This is a genomic window from Streptomyces sp. CoH27 (assembly GCF_020181035.1).
GTDB classification, from domain to species: domain Bacteria; phylum Actinomycetota; class Actinomycetes; order Streptomycetales; family Streptomycetaceae; genus Streptomyces; species Streptomyces camelliae.
Map to the genome: position 1 here is coordinate 23,115 of NZ_JAIQYY010000002.1, position 15,823 is coordinate 38,937.

14 protein-coding genes are annotated in these 15,823 nt (G+C 71.7%); 5 read left to right on the top strand and 9 right to left on the bottom strand.

Annotated features, from left to right (window positions below):
- The first annotated feature begins 82 nt into the window (after nt 1-82).
- A complete protein-coding gene (locus tag LE548_RS02925) occupies nt 83-298 on the top strand; it encodes a dodecin (protein WP_225095008.1) in 216 nt (71 codons plus the stop codon).
- A gap of 6 nt (nt 299-304) precedes the next feature.
- Here the strand turns inward: LE548_RS02925 and LE548_RS02930 are convergent, their stop codons facing one another.
- Nucleotides 305-820 carry a hypothetical protein gene (locus tag LE548_RS02930; protein WP_225095009.1) on the bottom strand — a complete coding sequence of 172 codons (516 nt, stop codon included), beginning with the start codon at nt 818-820 and terminating at the stop codon, nt 305-307.
- A 64-nt stretch (nt 821-884) separates the two neighbouring features.
- Here LE548_RS02930 and LE548_RS02935 point away from each other — a divergent pair, with 64 nt between their 5' ends.
- The 3 genes from LE548_RS02935 to LE548_RS02945 all read left to right on the top strand — a co-directional run bounded on the left by LE548_RS02935 (nt 885) and on the right by LE548_RS02945 (nt 4,522).
- Complete coding sequence (locus LE548_RS02935; RefSeq protein WP_225095010.1) at nt 885-1,892, top strand: LLM class flavin-dependent oxidoreductase; 1,008 nt, start codon at nt 885-887, stop codon at nt 1,890-1,892.
- 72 nt (nt 1,893-1,964) lie between these two features.
- Nucleotides 1,965-2,159: an antitoxin gene (locus tag LE548_RS02940; protein ID WP_225095011.1), complete on the top strand. Its 195-nt coding sequence runs from the start codon at nt 1,965-1,967 to the stop codon at nt 2,157-2,159.
- 32 nt (nt 2,160-2,191) lie between these two features.
- Nucleotides 2,192-4,522 (top strand): excinuclease ABC subunit UvrA, encoded by a 2,331-nt coding sequence (locus tag LE548_RS02945; protein ID WP_225095012.1) that lies wholly within the window; start codon nt 2,192-2,194, stop codon nt 4,520-4,522.
- 238 nt (nt 4,523-4,760) lie between these two features.
- Here the strand turns inward: LE548_RS02945 and LE548_RS02955 are convergent, their stop codons facing one another.
- The 5 genes from LE548_RS02955 to LE548_RS02975 form a co-directional block, all read right to left on the bottom strand.
- Nucleotides 4,761-5,597: a 1-acyl-sn-glycerol-3-phosphate acyltransferase gene (locus tag LE548_RS02955; RefSeq protein ID WP_225095013.1), complete on the bottom strand. Its 837-nt coding sequence runs from the start codon at nt 5,595-5,597 to the stop codon at nt 4,761-4,763.
- Nucleotides 5,597-6,367, bottom strand: coding sequence for a GNAT family N-acetyltransferase (locus LE548_RS02960; protein ID WP_225095014.1), 771 nt, complete (start codon nt 6,365-6,367; stop codon nt 5,597-5,599). The genes LE548_RS02955 and LE548_RS02960 overlap by 1 nt, the downstream gene beginning before the upstream one ends.
- Nucleotides 6,368-6,617: 250 nt before the next feature.
- Nucleotides 6,618-7,367, bottom strand: coding sequence for a succinate dehydrogenase/fumarate reductase iron-sulfur subunit (locus tag LE548_RS02965; protein WP_225095015.1), 750 nt, complete (start codon nt 7,365-7,367; stop codon nt 6,618-6,620).
- Nucleotides 7,364-9,313, bottom strand: coding sequence for a fumarate reductase/succinate dehydrogenase flavoprotein subunit (locus tag LE548_RS02970; RefSeq protein ID WP_225095016.1), 1,950 nt, complete (start codon nt 9,311-9,313; stop codon nt 7,364-7,366). Before LE548_RS02970 ends, LE548_RS02965 begins: the two co-directional genes overlap by 4 nt.
- A gap of 1 nt (nt 9,314) precedes the next feature.
- Nucleotides 9,315-9,986 carry a succinate dehydrogenase gene (locus LE548_RS02975; protein ID WP_225095417.1) on the bottom strand — a complete coding sequence of 224 codons (672 nt, stop codon included), beginning with the start codon at nt 9,984-9,986 and terminating at the stop codon, nt 9,315-9,317.
- Nucleotides 9,987-10,105: 119 nt separating this feature from the next.
- Between LE548_RS02975 and LE548_RS02980 the strand changes: the two genes are divergently transcribed.
- Nucleotides 10,106-10,990 (top strand): LysR family transcriptional regulator, encoded by an 885-nt coding sequence (locus tag LE548_RS02980; protein ID WP_225095017.1) that lies wholly within the window; start codon nt 10,106-10,108, stop codon nt 10,988-10,990.
- A gap of 144 nt (nt 10,991-11,134) precedes the next feature.
- On the opposite strand, the gene LE548_RS02985 is transcribed toward LE548_RS02980, so the two are convergent.
- From LE548_RS02985 to LE548_RS02995, 3 genes are all read right to left on the bottom strand, one after another.
- Nucleotides 11,135-13,288, bottom strand: a complete 2,154-nt coding sequence (locus LE548_RS02985; protein WP_225095018.1) for an EAL domain-containing protein — start codon at nt 13,286-13,288, stop codon at nt 11,135-11,137.
- The gene (locus tag LE548_RS02990) at nt 13,285-14,097 is read right to left on the bottom strand and encodes an SAM-dependent methyltransferase (protein WP_225095019.1); all 813 of its coding nucleotides are present in this window, start codon (nt 14,095-14,097) and stop codon (nt 13,285-13,287) included. The genes LE548_RS02985 and LE548_RS02990 overlap by 4 nt, the downstream gene beginning before the upstream one ends.
- Before the next feature lie 276 nt (nt 14,098-14,373).
- Entirely contained in the window at nt 14,374-15,342 is a 969-nt protein-coding gene (locus tag LE548_RS02995; RefSeq protein ID WP_225095020.1) for an SCO0930 family lipoprotein, read from the bottom strand.
- Nucleotides 15,343-15,823 lie beyond the last annotated feature (481 nt).

The window sequence follows — 15,823 nt, forward strand, 5'->3', positions numbered from 1 at the left end:
CCCGCGGTAGTCCCGGGACGCCGTGCGGGCGGGGCGGGGATGCGGCACGGTGGAGGGTGGCCTGACCGAGAGGAGCACCCTCATGTCGAATCACACCTACCGGGTCACCGAGATCGTCGGCACCTCGCACGAAGGTATCGACCAGGCCATCCGCAACGGCATCGCGCGCGCCGACCAGACGCTGCGCAATCTGGACTGGTTCGTGGTGACGGAGGTGCGCGGGCAGATCGAGAACGGGCGGATCGAGCACTACCAGGTGGGGCTGAAGGTGGGTTTCCGCATCGAGGACGGCACCTGACGCCCCTCAGGTGCGGCCCTCCCGCTCCTGAACCTCTTCCAGCACGGCGGACTTCGCGGTCCAGCGGGCCCGTACGACGCGGAACCCGGCGCGTTCGGCGTCGTCACAGACCAGTTCGTCGTCGTCCACGACGAAGCGGATCTCACGGCCCTGGGCGAGCCGGCGCAGGATCTCCAGCTTGGTGAACCGAGCGGGCCTGCGATCACCTCTTCCCCCACCCGCCCGCCCTGCGTTGCCCCGCATGAACACCCGCCCCTCGGGCAGCCCGTGGGCCGCGAGCCAGTCCAGGGTGTCTCGCCGGCACCGCTCGGGGCGGCCGGTGAGATAGACGACCTCGCACGCGCGGGCGCTCTCCACGGCCAGCGCGATGCCATCGGTGATCGGCGGGTCCTGGGGCGCGGCCGCGAAGAACCCGTCCCAGTCCCGCGGCCGTTCTTCGAGGAAGTGCTGCCGGTGGGCGGTGTCGGCCAGGGTGTTGTCGAAGTCGAACACGGCGAGCGGCCGCTTGCTGCTGTCGGTCACCCCGCCACCCTAGCCAGGACCCGCCGCCCGGGAATCCCCGGTCCCCCTGCGCGTTGACACCTGTGTGAGCAGCTCAGTGATCGCCCGGACCCGGTTCTCCGTCCTCGACCGTTCCCGTACCCGCGCGGGGCGGCCGCCCGCCGAGGCGCTGCGGGACACCGTCGCGCTGGCCCGTCGGGCGGAGGCCCTGGGCTATCACCGCTTCTGGGTGTCCGAGCACCACGGCGTGCCCGGTGTCGCCGGGTCCGCGCCGACCGTGCTCGCCGCCGCGGTCGCCGCGGCCACCCGCACGATCCGGGTCGGTACCGGCGGGGTGATGCTGCCCAACCACCGGCCCCTCGTCGTCGCCGAGCAGTTCGGCGTGCTGGAGGCGCTGTTCCCCGGGCGGATCGACATGGGGCTCGGGCGGTCCGTCGGCTTCACCGACGGGGTGCGCAGGGCCCTCGGCCGGGACAAGGAGGACGCCGAGGACTTCGCGGCCCAGCTCGGCGAGCTGCTCGGCTGGTTCGAGGGCACCTCGCCGACCGGGGTGCACGCCCGCCCCGCCGAGGGCCTGCGGGTGCCGCCGTTCGTGCTGGCCATGGGCGAGGGCGCGCGGATCGCGGCGCGCGCCGGGCTGCCCATGGTCATCGGGGACCTCCGGCACCGCGAGAAGATGCTGCGGGGCATCGACCGCTATCGCACCGAGTTCCGCCCCTCGTCCTGGGCGTCCGCGCCGTACGTCGTGGTCTCCGGCACGATCGCGGTCGCCGGCACCGAGGCGCAGGCGCGGCGGCTGCTGGTGCCCGAGGCCTGGTCGATGGCGTACTCCCGCACCCACGGCACCTTCCCGCCGCTCGCCCCCACCGAGGAGACCGAGGCCCGCGCGATGACCGCGAAGGAGCGGGATCTCTACGAGTCCGGGCTCGCGGGGCACATCGCGGGCACGGCGGAACAGGTCGCCCACGAGCTGGAGACGGTGCTGAAGGAGTCAGGCGCCGACGAGGTCCTGGTCACCACCAGCGCCTACGACCGTACGGCCCTGCTGGACTCCTACCGGCGGCTCGCCGGCCTCTTCGCCCCGGGCCGCTGACGCCCGAGATGCGAGCGCGGCCGGGCCCGGTGACCCTGGGAGGGGAAGCCTCACACGACCAGGAGGGCTGCCATGTCCGTGATGGACAAGCTCAAGCAGATGCTCAAGGGCCACGAGGACCAGGCCCGGCAGGGTGTCGACAAGGCGGGCGACGCGTTCGACGCGAAGACCCAGAACAAATACAGCTCCCAGACCGACGCCGCGCAGCAGAAGATCGACGAGCAGCTCGGAATCCAGGAACAGGACCGGGACAACCCTCCGCAGTAGCGGTGCGCGGGCGCGGATAGAGTTGCGCGTCTATGCACCACCCACATGACCCCTACGTCCGCGTCCGTGACGCCCGCGAGCACAACCTGAAGGGCGTCGACGTGGACATCCCGCGGGACGTACTGGCCGTGTTCACCGGCGTGTCCGGCTCGGGGAAGTCGTCCCTGGCGTTCGGCACGATCTACGCCGAGGCCCAGCGGCGCTACTTCGAGTCGGTCGCGCCGTACGCGCGCCGGCTCATCCACCAGGTCGGGGCACCCAAGGTCGGGGAGATCACCGGGCTGCCGCCCGCGGTCTCGCTCCAGCAGCGCCGTGCGGCTCCCACGTCCCGTTCCTCGGTGGGCACGGTCACCAATCTCTCCAACTCCCTGCGCATGCTGTTCTCGCGCGCCGGGGAGTATCCGCCGGGCGCCGAACGCCTGGACTCGGACGCGTTCTCGCCGAACACGGCGGCCGGTGCCTGCCCGGAGTGCCACGGCCTCGGCCAGGTCCACGACACGTCCGAGGAACTGCTGGTCCCGGACCCCTCGCTGTCGATCCGCGAGGGCGCGATCGCCGCCTGGCCGGGGGCCTGGCAGGGCAAGAACCTGCGGGACATCCTCGACACCCTCGGCCACGACGTCGACCGGCCCTGGCGCGAACTCCCGGCCGAAGAGCGCGCGTGGATCCTGTTCACGGACGAGCAGCCGGTCGTCACCGTCCACCCGGTACGGGACGCCGACCGCATCCAACGGCCGTACCAGGGCACGTACATGAGCGCTCGCCGGTATGTGCTGAAGACCTTCGCGGACACCAAGTCCCAGGCGCTGCGCACGAAGGCGGAGCGTTTTCTGACCGCCGCGCCGTGCCGGGTGTGCGGGGGCAGCCGGCTGCGGCCGGAGGCGCTCGCGGTGACCTTCGGCGGCCGCACCATCGCCGAGCTGGCCGCGCTGCCGCTGACGGACCTGGCCGCACTGCCGGGCGGCCACGACGAGACCGCCCGGGTGCTCACCGAGGACCTGCGGTCCCGTATCGCACCGGTGGTCGAACTGGGCCTCGGCTACCTCAGCCTCGACCGGTCCACTCCCACCCTCTCGGCGGGCGAGCTGCAACGGCTGCGCCTGGCCACCCAGTTGCGCTCCGGGCTGTTCGGCGTGGTGTACGTCCTGGACGAGCCGTCCGCCGGACTGCACCCGGCGGACACCGAGGCGCTGCTGACCGTGCTGGAGCGGCTGAAGGCGGCCGGGAACTCGGTGTTCGTGGTGGAGCACCATCTGGAGGTGGTGCGCGGCGCGGACTGGCTGGTGGACGTCGGCCCCGGCGCGGGCGAGCACGGCGGACAGGTGCTGTACAGCGGGCCGCCCGCCGAGCTGGAGTGCGTCGAGGAGTCGGCGACGGCGGCCTATCTGTTCGACGAGTCTCCGGGGGCCGCTCGCCAAGTCCGCGAGCCGCTCGGCTGGTTGACGGTCGGCCCCGTGAGCCGGCACAACCTGCGCGCGGTGACGGCGCGGTTCCCGCGGGCCGCGTTCACCGCCGTCACCGGTGTCTCCGGTTCCGGAAAGTCCACGCTCATCGGCGAGTTGACCGAGGAGCTGGCGGGCGTGGAGCGGCTGGTCCGGGTCGACCAGCGGCCGATCGGGCGGACCCCGCGCTCCAATCTGGCCACCTACACCGGCCTGTTCGACGTCGTCCGCAAGGTGTTCGCCGGCACCGAGGAGGCGCGCTCGCGCGGGTACGGCGTCGGACGGTTCTCCTTCAACGTGGCGGGGGGCCGCTGCGAGACCTGTCAGGGCGAGGGGTTCGTCAGCGTCGAGCTGCTGTTCCTGCCGAGCACCTACGCGCCCTGCCCGTCCTGCGGGGGTGCCCGCTACAACCCCGAGACGCTTCAGGTGACGTACCGGGAACGGAACATCGCCGAGGTGCTCGATCTGACGGTGGAGGCGGCTGCGGAGTTCTTCGCGGACGCCCCGGCTGCCGCCCGGAGCCTGGGCACCCTGCTCGGCGTGGGCCTCGGCTATCTGCGGCTCGGGCAGCCGGCGACCGAGCTGTCCGGCGGCGAGGCCCAGCGGATCAAGCTGGCGAGCGAGCTGCAGCGCGGCCGGCGCGGCCACACCCTGTACCTGCTGGACGAGCCCACCACCGGGCTGCATCCGGCCGACGTCGAGGTGCTGATGGAGCGGCTGCACGGGCTGGTCGACGCCGGGCACACGGTCGTGGTGGTCGAGCACGACATGACGGTCGTCGCGGGCGCCGACTGGGTGATCGACCTGGGTCCGGGCGGCGGCGACCGGGGCGGCCGGGTCGTGGCGGCCGGTCCGCCGGAACAGGTGGCCCGGTCGGCGGCCGGCGCCACCGCGCGGTATCTGGCCCGGGTCATGCCGTGAGTGCCGCGCGCCGCCGACGCGTACGGCGCGATGTGCGACCTTGATGCGGGCCTTGGCCCGGTTCTGCGACCCCTTGACCTTGCGGGACAGCTCCCGCTGTCGGACAAGAGAAAGCGTTGGCGCTGAGGCGGGGGACGCGATCACGTCCACCTGTTGGTGCACTGCCCGCCCGAGGTCGCCGTCTCGAAACTGGTCGACAGCCTCAAGGGCGTCTTCGCCCGCCGGACACGGCAGGAGTTCACCGGCCGGATCGACCCGTCCCGGGCCCGCCCGCGACCAGGGCCGTGTGCGTCCAGGCCGGTTCCGGGCTCACCGGCTGGGCCGCGCGGGCCAGGGTACGGCGGTCGGGGTGGGCGCCCGGCGGGATCAGCGGCCGTATCTCCACCTCGGCGGTCAGGCCCCGGGCGCGGGCCACCCGCCACAGGGAGGCGAGCAGGGTGTCCTCGCCGACGAACGCCGCCGCCGTGCCGGGACCGCCGCCCTGAAGCCGGTAGCGCAGCCCGACCGGCTGCACGGGCACGCCCGCGTCGAGCGCGGCCTGGAAGACGGCCCGGTGGAAGCGGCCGTGGGCCCGGCCGCACCAGGTGCTGCCCTCGGGGAAGGCGGCCACGGCCGCGCCCGCGCGCAGCGCCCCGGCGATCCGGTCGACCGTCTCGGGCAGGGCGCGCAGCCGGTCCCGCTCGATGAACAGGGCCCCGCCGCGCGCGGCCAGCGCACCCGCCACCGGCCACTGCCGGATCTCGGTCTTGGCGAGCATCCGGGCCGGGCGTACGGCGGTGAGCAGCGGGATGTCCAGCCACGAGACGTGGTTGGCGACCAGCAGCAGTCCGCCGGCCGGAGCGGGGGTCCCGGTGAGGCGGACCCGGACCCCGACGGCCCGCACGATGGCCCGGCACCACCGCCTGACCCACTCGGCGGGGATCCGGCCGCCGAGCGGGGACAGGGCGATCCCGGCCAGTACCAGGGCCACGACGGCGGTCAGCCGCAGCACCGCCCGGGGTACGGCCGCCGCGGTGCGGGCCTGCTCCACACAGGCGCCCGGGGTGCAGGGCGCGCTGGGCAGCCAGACGCTCATCAGGCCGGCACGAGGGAGAGGAAGTGCCGCAGATAGCGCGCGTTGACCCGGCGCATCGACAGCAGCACGTACAGGTCGGCGACCCCGAAGTCCGGGTCGTGCGCGGGTTCGCCGCACACCCAGGCGCCGAGGCGGAGGTAGCCACGCAGCAGGGCGGGCAGCTCGCTGTGCCCGGCGGGGGCCCCGGCGTTCGGGGTCCAGGGCAGCAGCGGCCGTACCCGGAACTCCTCGGGGGCCAGGTTCTTGGCGCGCACCCGCTCCCAGGTGGCGGTCGCGAGGGCGCCGCCGTCGGCGAGCGGTATCGAGCAGCAGCCGGCCAGCCACTCGTGCCCGCGGTCGACCATGTAGCGGGCGATGCCGGCCCAGATCAGGCTGATGACGGCGCCGTCGCGGTGGTCGGGGTGCACACAGGAGCGGCCGACCTCGACCAGGCCGGGCCGGATCGCGTCGAGGGCGCTCAGCTCGAACTCGCCCTCGGAGTAGAGCCGCCCGGCGACCGCGGCCCGCTCCGGGGGCAGCAGCCGGTAGGTGCCGACGACCTGGCCGGTCACGGTGTCGCGGACCAGCAGGTGGTCGCAGTAGGCGTCGAAGGCGTCGATGTCGAGGCCCGGCTCCGAGGTGGCCAGCAGGGCCCCCAGCTCCCCGGCGAAGACGTCGTGCCGCAGCCGCTGCGCGGCACGCACGTCGTCCTCGTCGCGGGCGAGGGTGACGGTGTAGCGGGTGGGTGCCGCGGGCTGCGGGGGACGGTCGAGGGTGGACACGCCGGTCATGGCTCTCTCCATGGTCACGGGCCGGTTCGGCGACAGCGGCGGCGGGCTCGGTGCGTACGGCCCGTCGCTCCTGTTCTTCCGACGCCGGTTGGCGTCAGCGTGACCTGAGCGGGGAGAGCGGATGTGGGAATGCTGAACGCCGGGGGCCTCATGATCAGGGAAAACCAGACGGGGCCGGGGATGAGCACCACTCCCGGCCCCGCCCGTCCGCCCCCTGTTGTCGGCGAACGTTCTTTTTCTTCCGGCGGCGCTACCGCTTGCGCGCCTTCCGGGTGGCCCGCAGCCACTCCCTGTTCATACCGGTGATCGACACCAGCGGAATGCCCTTCGGACAGGCCGTCGCGCACTCACCGGTCAGCGTGCACCCGCCGAAGCCCTCCGCGTCCATCTGCGCCACCATGTCCAGCACCCGCGTCTCCCGCTCGGGCGCCCCCTGGGGCAGCACGTTGAGATGGTTGATCTTGGCGGAGGTGAAGAGCATCGCCGCGCCGTTGGGGCACGCGGCCACGCACGCCCCGCAGCCGATGCACTCCGCGTGCTCGAAGGCGAAGTCGGCGTCGGCCTTCGGCACCGGCGTGGCGTGGGCCTCGGGCGCGGAGCCGGTGGGCGCGGTGACATAGCCGCCGGCCTGGATGATCCGGTCGAACGCGGACCGGTCGACGACCAGGTCCTTGATCACCGGGAACGCGGCCGCCCGCCACGGCTCGATGTCGATCGTGTCGCCGTCCTTGAAGGACCGCATGTGCAGCTGGCAGGTGGTGGTGCGCTCCGGGCCGTGGGCGTCGCCGTTGATCACGAGGGAACAGGCGCCGCAGATGCCCTCGCGGCAGTCGTGGTCGAAGGCGACGGGGTCCTCGCCGGACAGGATGAGCTGTTCGTTGAGGACGTCCAGCATCTCCAGGAAGGACATGTCGGACGAGATGCCGTCCACCTCGTACGTGGACATCGCTCCGTCGGCGCCGGCGTTCTTCTGCCGCCAGACGCGCAGGGTGAGCTTCATGCGTAGCTCCGCTGGGTGGGGTGGACGTACTCGAAGACCAGGTCTTCCTTGTGCAGGACGGGAGCCGTGCCGGTGCCGGTGAACTCCCAGGCGGCCGCGTAGGAGAACTCCTCGTCCTTGCGGGCGGCCTCGCCGTCCGGGGTCTGGGACTCCTCGCGGAAGTGGCCGCCGCAGGACTCGGCGCGGTGCAGCGCGTCGAGGCACATCAGCTCGGCGAGCTCCAGGTAGTCGACGATCCGGTTGGCCTTCTCCAGCGACTGGTTGAACTCCTCTCCGGTGCCGGGGACCTTGATGCGCCGCCAGAACTCCTCGCGGATCTGCGGGATGCGCTCCAGTGCCTTGCGCAGCCCTCCGTCGGTGCGCGCCATGCCACAGAACTCCCACATCAGCTCGCCGAGTTCGCGGTGGAAGGAGTCCGGGGTGCGGTCGCCGTCGACGGACAGCAGCAGGTTGAGCCGGTCCTCGGTCTCGGCCAGCACCTCCTGCACGACGGGGTGTTCGACGGTCACCCGTTCCTGGTGCGGGTTGCGGGCCAGGTAGTCGTTGATGGTGGCCGGCAGGACGAAGTAGCCGTCGGCGAGGCCCTGCATCAACGCGGAGGCGCCGAGCCGGTTGGCGCCGTGGTCGGAGAAGTTGGCCTCGCCCACGGCGAACAGGCCGGGAATGGTGGTCTGGAGGTCGTAGTCGACCCACAGTCCGCCCATCGTGTAGTGCACGGCCGGGTAGATCCGCATCGGCACCTCGTACGGATCCTCGTCGGTGATCCGCTGGTACATGTCGAAGAGGTTGCCGTACTTCGCCTCGACCGCCTTACGGCCCATCCGCTGGATGGCGTCGGCGAAGTCCAGGTAGACGCCCTGGCCGCCGGGGCCCACTCCCCTGCCCTCGTCGCAGACGTTCTTCGCGGCGCGGGAGGCGATGTCCCGGGGGACGAGGTTGCCGAAGGACGGGTAGATGCGCTCCAGGTAGTAGTCGCGCTCGTCCTCGGGGATCTGGTGCGGCGGGCGGGTGTCGCCCTTGGCCTTGGGCACCCAGATCCGGCCGTCGTTGCGCAGCGACTCGCTCATCAGGGTCAGCTTGGACTGGTGGTCGCCGGTGCGCGGGATGCAGGTGGGGTGGATCTGGGTGAAGCAGGGGTTGGCGAAGTATGCGCCGCGCCGGTGCGCCCGCCACACGGCGGTCGCGTTGGAGTTCATGGCGTTGGTGGAGAGGTAGAAGACGTTGCCGTAACCGCCGGAGGCCAGCACCACCGCGTCGGCGAAGTAGGTGTCGACACGACCGGTGATCAGATCCCGGGCCACGATGCCCCGGGCCCGCCCGTCCACGACGATCAGGTCCAGCATCTCGGTGCGCGGGTGCATCTCCACGTTCCCCGCGGCGATCTGCCTGCTGAGGGCCTGGTAGGCGCCGAGCAGGAGCTGCTGTCCCGTCTGGCCGCGGGCGTAGAACGTCCGTGACACCTGGACGCCGCCGAAGGAGCGGGTGTCGAGCAGACCGCCGTACTCGCGGGCGAAGGGCACACCCTGGGCCACGCACTGGTCGATGATCTCGACCGAGATCTGCGCGAGCCGGTGCACGTTGGACTCGCGGGCGCGGAAGTCGCCGCCCTTGACGGTGTCGTAGAACAGCCGGTGGATCGAGTCGCCGTCGTTGCGGTAGTTCTTCGCCGCGTTGATGCCGCCTTGGGCGGCGATGGAGTGGGCGCGGCGCGGGGAGTCCTGGTAGCAGAACTGGACGACGTGGTAGCCCTGTTCGGCCAGGGTGGCGCCCGCGGAGCCGCCGGCGAGTCCGGTGCCGACGACGATGACGGTGTGCTTGCGCCGGTTCGCGGGGTTGACGAGCTTGGCCTCGAAGCGGCGCTTGTCCCAGCGCTCGTGGATCGGGCCGGAGGGCGCCCTGGTGTCGACGGCGGGTTCGCCGGTCGTGTAGTTCGCGTAGTCGGTCATGTCAGCTCACCACTCCGGTCATGACGCCCACGGGTACGGCGATGAAGCCGGCCGTGAGCAGCAGCGCGAGGACGTTGGCGATGGTCTTCAGGGCGCGGTCGCGGGTGCGGCTGCCGACGCCGAGGGTCTGCGCGGCGCTCCAGAAGCCGTGCCGGATGTGCAGGCCGAGCGCCAGCATCGCGACGATGTAGATGACGTTGCTGTACCAGTGGGAGAAGTCGGAGACGACGTTCTGGTACGGGTGGCCGTGCTCGAAGCGGCCCGGGTGCACGGTGCCGGTGGTCAGGTCCAGGACGTGCCAGACGACGAACAGGCCGAGGATGATCCCGCCCCAGCGCATGGTGCGGGTGGCGTAGCTCGCCCGGGGTTTCGTGTGCACGTACTTGCTGGGCCGTGCCTTGATGTCCCGGCGGCTGAGCTGGTACGCGGACGTGGCGTGGGCGACCACGGCGACGGCCATGACGATCCGGACGAGCCACAGCGTCCACATGTGGTGCATGAACGGCTCGCCGATCCGGCGCAGCCAGTGACCGTAGTCGTTGAACTCGCCCGGACCGAAGTAGATCTTCAGGTTGCCGATCATGTGCGCCACCAGGTACGCCAGCATGATCAGACCGCTGACGGCCATCACGGTCTTCTTGCCGACGGAGGAGTCCCACATCGTGCGCGCCATGGACGGCCGTCGGTCCGTCCGCGTTGCCAGAGCCATGCCCAGCACGCTAGGGCCGGACGGCCCGATCGGTCCAAGACATGGTCCACCTGGATTCCATAGGTGGAAGCTATCGTGACACCATGCAGTTCCAGCAGCTTCAGTACTTCGTCGCCGTCGCCGAGACCCGGCACTTCACCCGGGCCGCGGAGCTGGTCCATGTCGCCCAGCCGTCGCTCTCGCAGCAGATCAAGGCGCTGGAGCGGGAGCTGGGCGCGGATCTCTTCCTGCGCGCCCGGGGCAACATCACGCTCACCGACGCGGGCGAGGCGCTGCTGCCGCTGGCCAGGCGGATCCTGGCCGACGCGGACACCGCGCGCCACGAGGTGCAGGAGCTGGTGCAGCTGCGCCGGGGGCGGGTGCGGCTGGGGGCGACGCCGAGCCTGTGCACGGGCCTGCTGCCGGACGTACTGCGTGCCTTCCACGACCGCTATCCCGGCATTCAGCTGCTGATCGAGGAGAGCGGCTCGCACGACCTGGTGCGGGAGCTGGCGCGCGGTGCGCTCGATCTCGCGCTGGTCGTGCTGCCGCTGCCGACGGCCGCGCCCGCGCTGACCACCGTGGAGTTGCTGCGGGAGGAGCTGGTCGTGGTGTCCTCACCCGAGGCGCCGGCGCCCGGCCGGGGCGGGCGGGTGGTACACATCGCCGACCTGGAGGGTGAGCGGCTGGTGATGTTCCGGCACGGGTACGACCTGCGGGAGCTGACGGTGGCCGCGTGTCGCTCCGCTGGGTTCGAGCCGGATTTTGCCGTCGAGGGGGGCGAGATGGATGCGGTGTTGGGGTTTGTCCGGGCGGGCCTGGGAGTGGCGGTCGTTCCGCGCATGGTCGCGTCCAGGTCCGGACGCGGGCTGCGGGTCACTCCGTTGGCCCGGCCGGGGTTGCAGCGGGCCATTGCGCTGGCGCATCGCAGCGATGTGGCGCCGCCGCGGGCTGCGCGGGAGTTGCAGCGGATGTTGATTGAGCAGTGAGGGTGCTTTCGTTCGGATTCGTCTGCCTGGGAAGCACCGTTTCGGGGTGCGGGTGCGTGGTGGCTTGTCGCGCCCCGCGGCGGAGCCGCATGTCAATACGGCCCTGCACCCCTCAGGGAACTGCGCCGCCCCTCCTGGAAAAGTTCAGCCCGTCGCGTCCACCAACGCCAAGTCGTGCAGCCTTTCCGGCGGACCCGGGCGGGCGTAGTACCAGCCCTGGGCCGTGTCGCAGCCCAGTATCCGCAGCTGCTCGGCCTGGGCGCCGGTTTCCACGCCCTCGACCGTGACCGCGAGGTCCAGGCTGTGGGCGAGGGTGACGATGCCCTCGACGATCTTCAGGTCGACCGGGTCGGCGGGGAACTGCTGCATGCCCTGGGTGAAGGAGCGGTCCAGTTTGAGGATGCTCACCGGCAGGCGGCGCAGGTTCGCCAGATTCGAGTAGCCCGTGCCGAAGTCGTCCAGGGCGATGTCGACGCCCATCTCGGCCAGCCGGCGCAGGGGTTTGAGCAGATCGTCGTCGGCGCCGATCAGGGCCGACTCGGTGACCTCCAGGCACAGCGCGTCCGGGGTGACGCCGGCCCGCTCCAGGATCTCGACCGTGTCCTGGACCAGGCCCGGATGACTGAGCTGGCACGGCGACAGGTTGACGTTGATGCGCAGCGGTCCGGCCGCCGTCTCCTCGCCGTACCGTTCTCGCCAGGCGCGGGCCTGCCGGATGGACTCCTCCAGCACCCAGCGGCCGAGCGGGACGATCAGGCCGGTGTGCTCGGCCAGCGGGATGAAGCGGTCCGGGCCGAGGACGCCGTGCTGCGGATGCAGCCAGCGCACCAGGGCCTCGGCGCCGCGCACGCTGCCGTCGCCGAGGTGGACCAGCGGCTGGTACTCGATGAAGAACTCGCCGCGCTCCAGGGCCGTCGGCAGGGCCGTGGTGAGGCCGTGACGGGTGATGGCGCGGGCGTCGGCCTCCGGGTCGGCCAGTTCGGAACGGTTGCCACCCGCCGACTTCGCCCGGTACATGGTGATGTCGGCGCTGCGGAGGACTTCAGCGGCGGTGCGTTCGCCCGCCGGGCCCTCGACGATGCCGAGGCTGCCGCGCACCATCAGGTCCCGGCCGTCGATGCTGATGGGGGTCACGAGCGCGTTCATGATGCGCTCGGCCAGCTCGTCCACCGTGCGCTCGGTGCCGGGGCCGGTGGTGAGGGCCACGAACTCGTCGCCGCCGAGCCGGGCGACCATCTCGCCGGGCGCGGTCGCGCAGGACTGCAGGCGGTCGGCGACCTCCACCAGCAGCCGGTCGCCGGCCGCGTGTCCGAGGCTGTCGTTGATGGTCTTGAAGCCGTCCAGGTCGAGGTAGCACAGGCCGAACCGCTGGCCCTCGCCCGCCCCCAGCGCCTTCTCCAGGCGTTCGAAGAACAGGGTGCGGTTGGGCAGACCGGTGAGGGCGTCGTGCGTGGCCTCGTAGCGCAGCCGGAGGTTGAGCAGGCGGCGCTCGGTGGTGTCCTCCATGAGAGCGAGCTGGTACTGCGGAGCGCCGTCGGCGTCCCGCAGGAGGGAGACCGTCAGGTTGGTCCACAGGACCGTGCCGTCGGGGCGGTTGAACGCCTTCTCCATGTGGTAGTGCTCGCGCTCGCCGCGGACCAGCTCCTCGTAGAGCTTCCAGGTCTGCGGGGCGTCCTCGGGGTGCACCCAGTCCTGCACCCGGCGGCCGCGCAGCGTCGGCTCGGACAGGCCGAACATGCGCAGCAGCGCCTCGTTGACCTGGAGGACGGTGCCGTCGAGGCCGGCGATGCCGATTCCTATGGCCGCGCCCTCGAACACCGCGCGGAAGCGGGCCTCGCTGGCGTGCAGCGCCTGTGCGACCACACCCTGGGCCCGCAACGCGGCCTGGGCGATGGACTCCTGCTCGGCCAGGGTGCGCTCGCGCAGCGCCTGCGCGAACCCGGCGGCCATCGCGTGCTGCAACCGCGAGGACCGCAGCCGCAGTTCGTCCTGCGGCGTCTCGGGGTCGTCCGCACCGCAGTACAGCACCAGATACGCGTCGACGCAGTCGAGGGTGCGGGTGAGCGCCTCGGGGTCGGTGCAGTGCGCGTCCACCAGGGCGGCACCGACCGCCTTCGCGCCGTCGGCGTCGAAGCTGTGCGCCCGCAGCAGCTCGCTCAACCGGCGGGCGAGCGGCAGCAGTTGCTCCTCGAACTCGGCGCGGGTCAGCGAGGTGGAGGTCACCGGGTAGACCGCCCGGCTCCAGATCGTCGCGAACCGGCGCAGTCTGCCCTCCGGCGCATCCGGCTCCGCGCTCACGCCGTGCGCCCCACGCCGGCGAATCCGGAGAAGGCGAACGGATCCTCGTCCTCCAACGCCGCATCCGGGCGCCAGTGCGGCATCGGCACCAGTCCGGGTTCCACCATGTCGTACCCCTCGAAGAACCGCGCGATCTCGTCGCGCGAGCGCATGATCAGCGGGTTGCGAATGTCCTTGTATACGTCCACCGCGCCCTCGGCCCGCTCGGCCGGCACCGGGATTCCCTCGTACGAGGCATGAGTGAGGATCAGCAGGCTGCCGGGCGCGAGCGCCTCGCGCAGCTCGGCCACCGCACCGTAGGGGTCGTCCGCGTCTTCCACGAAGTGCAGTATGGCAACCAGCAGAAGGGCCACTGGCCGGTTCAGGTCGATCAGCCGCTCCACCTGGGGGCTCGCGAGGATCTCCTGGGGCTTGCGGAGGTCCGCCGCGACCACGTCCGCGTCCGCGTTGCCCGCCAGCACCGCCTCGCTGTGCGCGACGGCGACCGGGTCGTGGTCGACGTAGACCACGCGCGCGCCCGGCGCGGCCGCCTGGGCCACCTCGTGGACGTTGCCGAACGTCGGGATGCCGGAGCCGATGTCCAGGAACTGGGTGACGCCCTGCCCGGCCGCGAAGCGCACGGCCCGGCGCATGAAGGCCCGGTTGGCCTGCATGATCTTCGGCAGGCCCGGCATGAACGCCATGGCCCTGCGCGCCGCTTCCCGGTCGACCTCGAAATTGTGCGAACCGCCCAGGTAGAAGTCGTAGATCCGCGAGACGCTCGGCACCGAGATGTCGATGCTCCGTGGGGCCCAGGCGGGACGCTCCATGTATCTCTCCAAGGCGTGGACGGCAGGGACAGGCGATCCGGTGTTCGAGCTGAGGCTACTGATCGCCCGCCAAAGGAGCGACCTGAACCGGAAATTGACCGTCCGTTCCCGGTCACTGCCTGCGGCATGTGCCCGTACGACCCCGCTGTGTGACGGCTGTGCCGGCCTGGGCTTCTCCCGCCCAGCACAAGGGTCCGCCCCCTCCGTGCGGTGCGGAGGGGGCGGACCGGCGGTGGCGCCCCGGGCCGGGCGGGACGATCGACCCTGGGGAGGTGATCAGCTGCTCGGAGCGCCGACCGGCTTGCCGTCGGGCGCGACGGCGTACCAGGTGCCGCCCACGCCCTGACCGTTGGTGTCGCCGGGGGCGTTGTCCCCGGAGAAGGTGTAGATCGGCCAGCAGTTGACGGTCATCTGCTGCGCGCCGTCGGGACGGGTGAAGCCCATCAGCCCCTTCTTCTTGACGCCCTGGGTGTCCTCCGGCTTGACCGGAGCGACCGCCGGCCACTTCACGAGGCAGGGTCCGGTGCAGTTCGAGATGACCTTGGGCCAGGCCTTGTCCTTCAGGAAGCGGTAGACCGTCCTGCCGTTCTTGTCGACGATGATGTCGCCGAGCTTGGGGTCCTTGCGCACGGACAGGCCGGGCAGGGAGGCCAGCGAGGCCTTCTTGCCGTCGGGGGCCAGCGCGAACCACTTGCCGCCCACGCCCTGGCCGTTGACGTCACCGGCGTTGACGTCCTTGGCGTAGCGGTACGCCGGCCAGCCGCCGATGGTGAGCTGCTTGGTGCCGTCGGCGCGGGTCACCTCGCCGAGCAGCGACTTGTCGATGCCGGCGCCGGCGGTGGCGTCATTGGCGGGGACCGGCGGCCATGTCTTGGCACAGTCGTCGACGCAGTTCGACTTGGGCGGGTTGGCGGTGTCCTTGTCGAACCGGTAGAGGGTGAGGCCGGAGCCGTCGGTCAGCACGTTGCCGAGGTCGGGGTTGGCGGCCACGGTGAGCTTGCCCGCGGGCGCGGCCGCGGTGGGGGAGCTGGAGCTCTGGTTGCCGTCGGCGCCGTAACCGTTGCCCGCGCCGGTGGCCGTGCCGAGGCCGGCGCCGGTGGTCGGGCTGCCCGCGGGCGCGGTGGCGCCGACGTTCTGGGCCGCGGAGGCCGGAGTGGTGCTGTTGTCCTGACCGCACGCCGTCGTCAGCGCCAGCACCGCGGCGGCTGTCGCCACCAGCGAGGCGGTCCGCCCGGAGGTCTTCATCGTCAACTCCCCATCATCGCCTGGATGTTGCAGCGCCTTGCTGTGCCGCCGCACGGCCATGGGTACGCGGCGCAGGGGGTGGAGTGTTCAACGCGGACGCGAAAATCTTTCCGGAACCTGTGTCCCGCCCTTCGATGGCGGGCGTACGCGGGGCGCACATTTCACGCCAAGCGCGTACTTGGCCGCGTCAAACACCTGATCACGCAATGTCCTTCCTTCGAAGCAATCCCGGCGCACCAGGGCGTGCTTCCGGTTCCCGCGCCCCATGATCTTCGTCGTGCATGGACCCGAAGTGACTCGATGCGCGCCCGCCGTAAGGGTGTTGGCCCTGTTGACGCTGAGCTGGACCCTGGTGGGCTGGCCGGCCGGCGGCGCGTCGGCCGACGCCTGCGCGTCCGCCTCCACGGGACCGGACGGCACGGTGGCCGTGGCGTGGGCCGGTGACGGCGCTCACTGGCCCGACCCGCCCTGCCCGACGCCG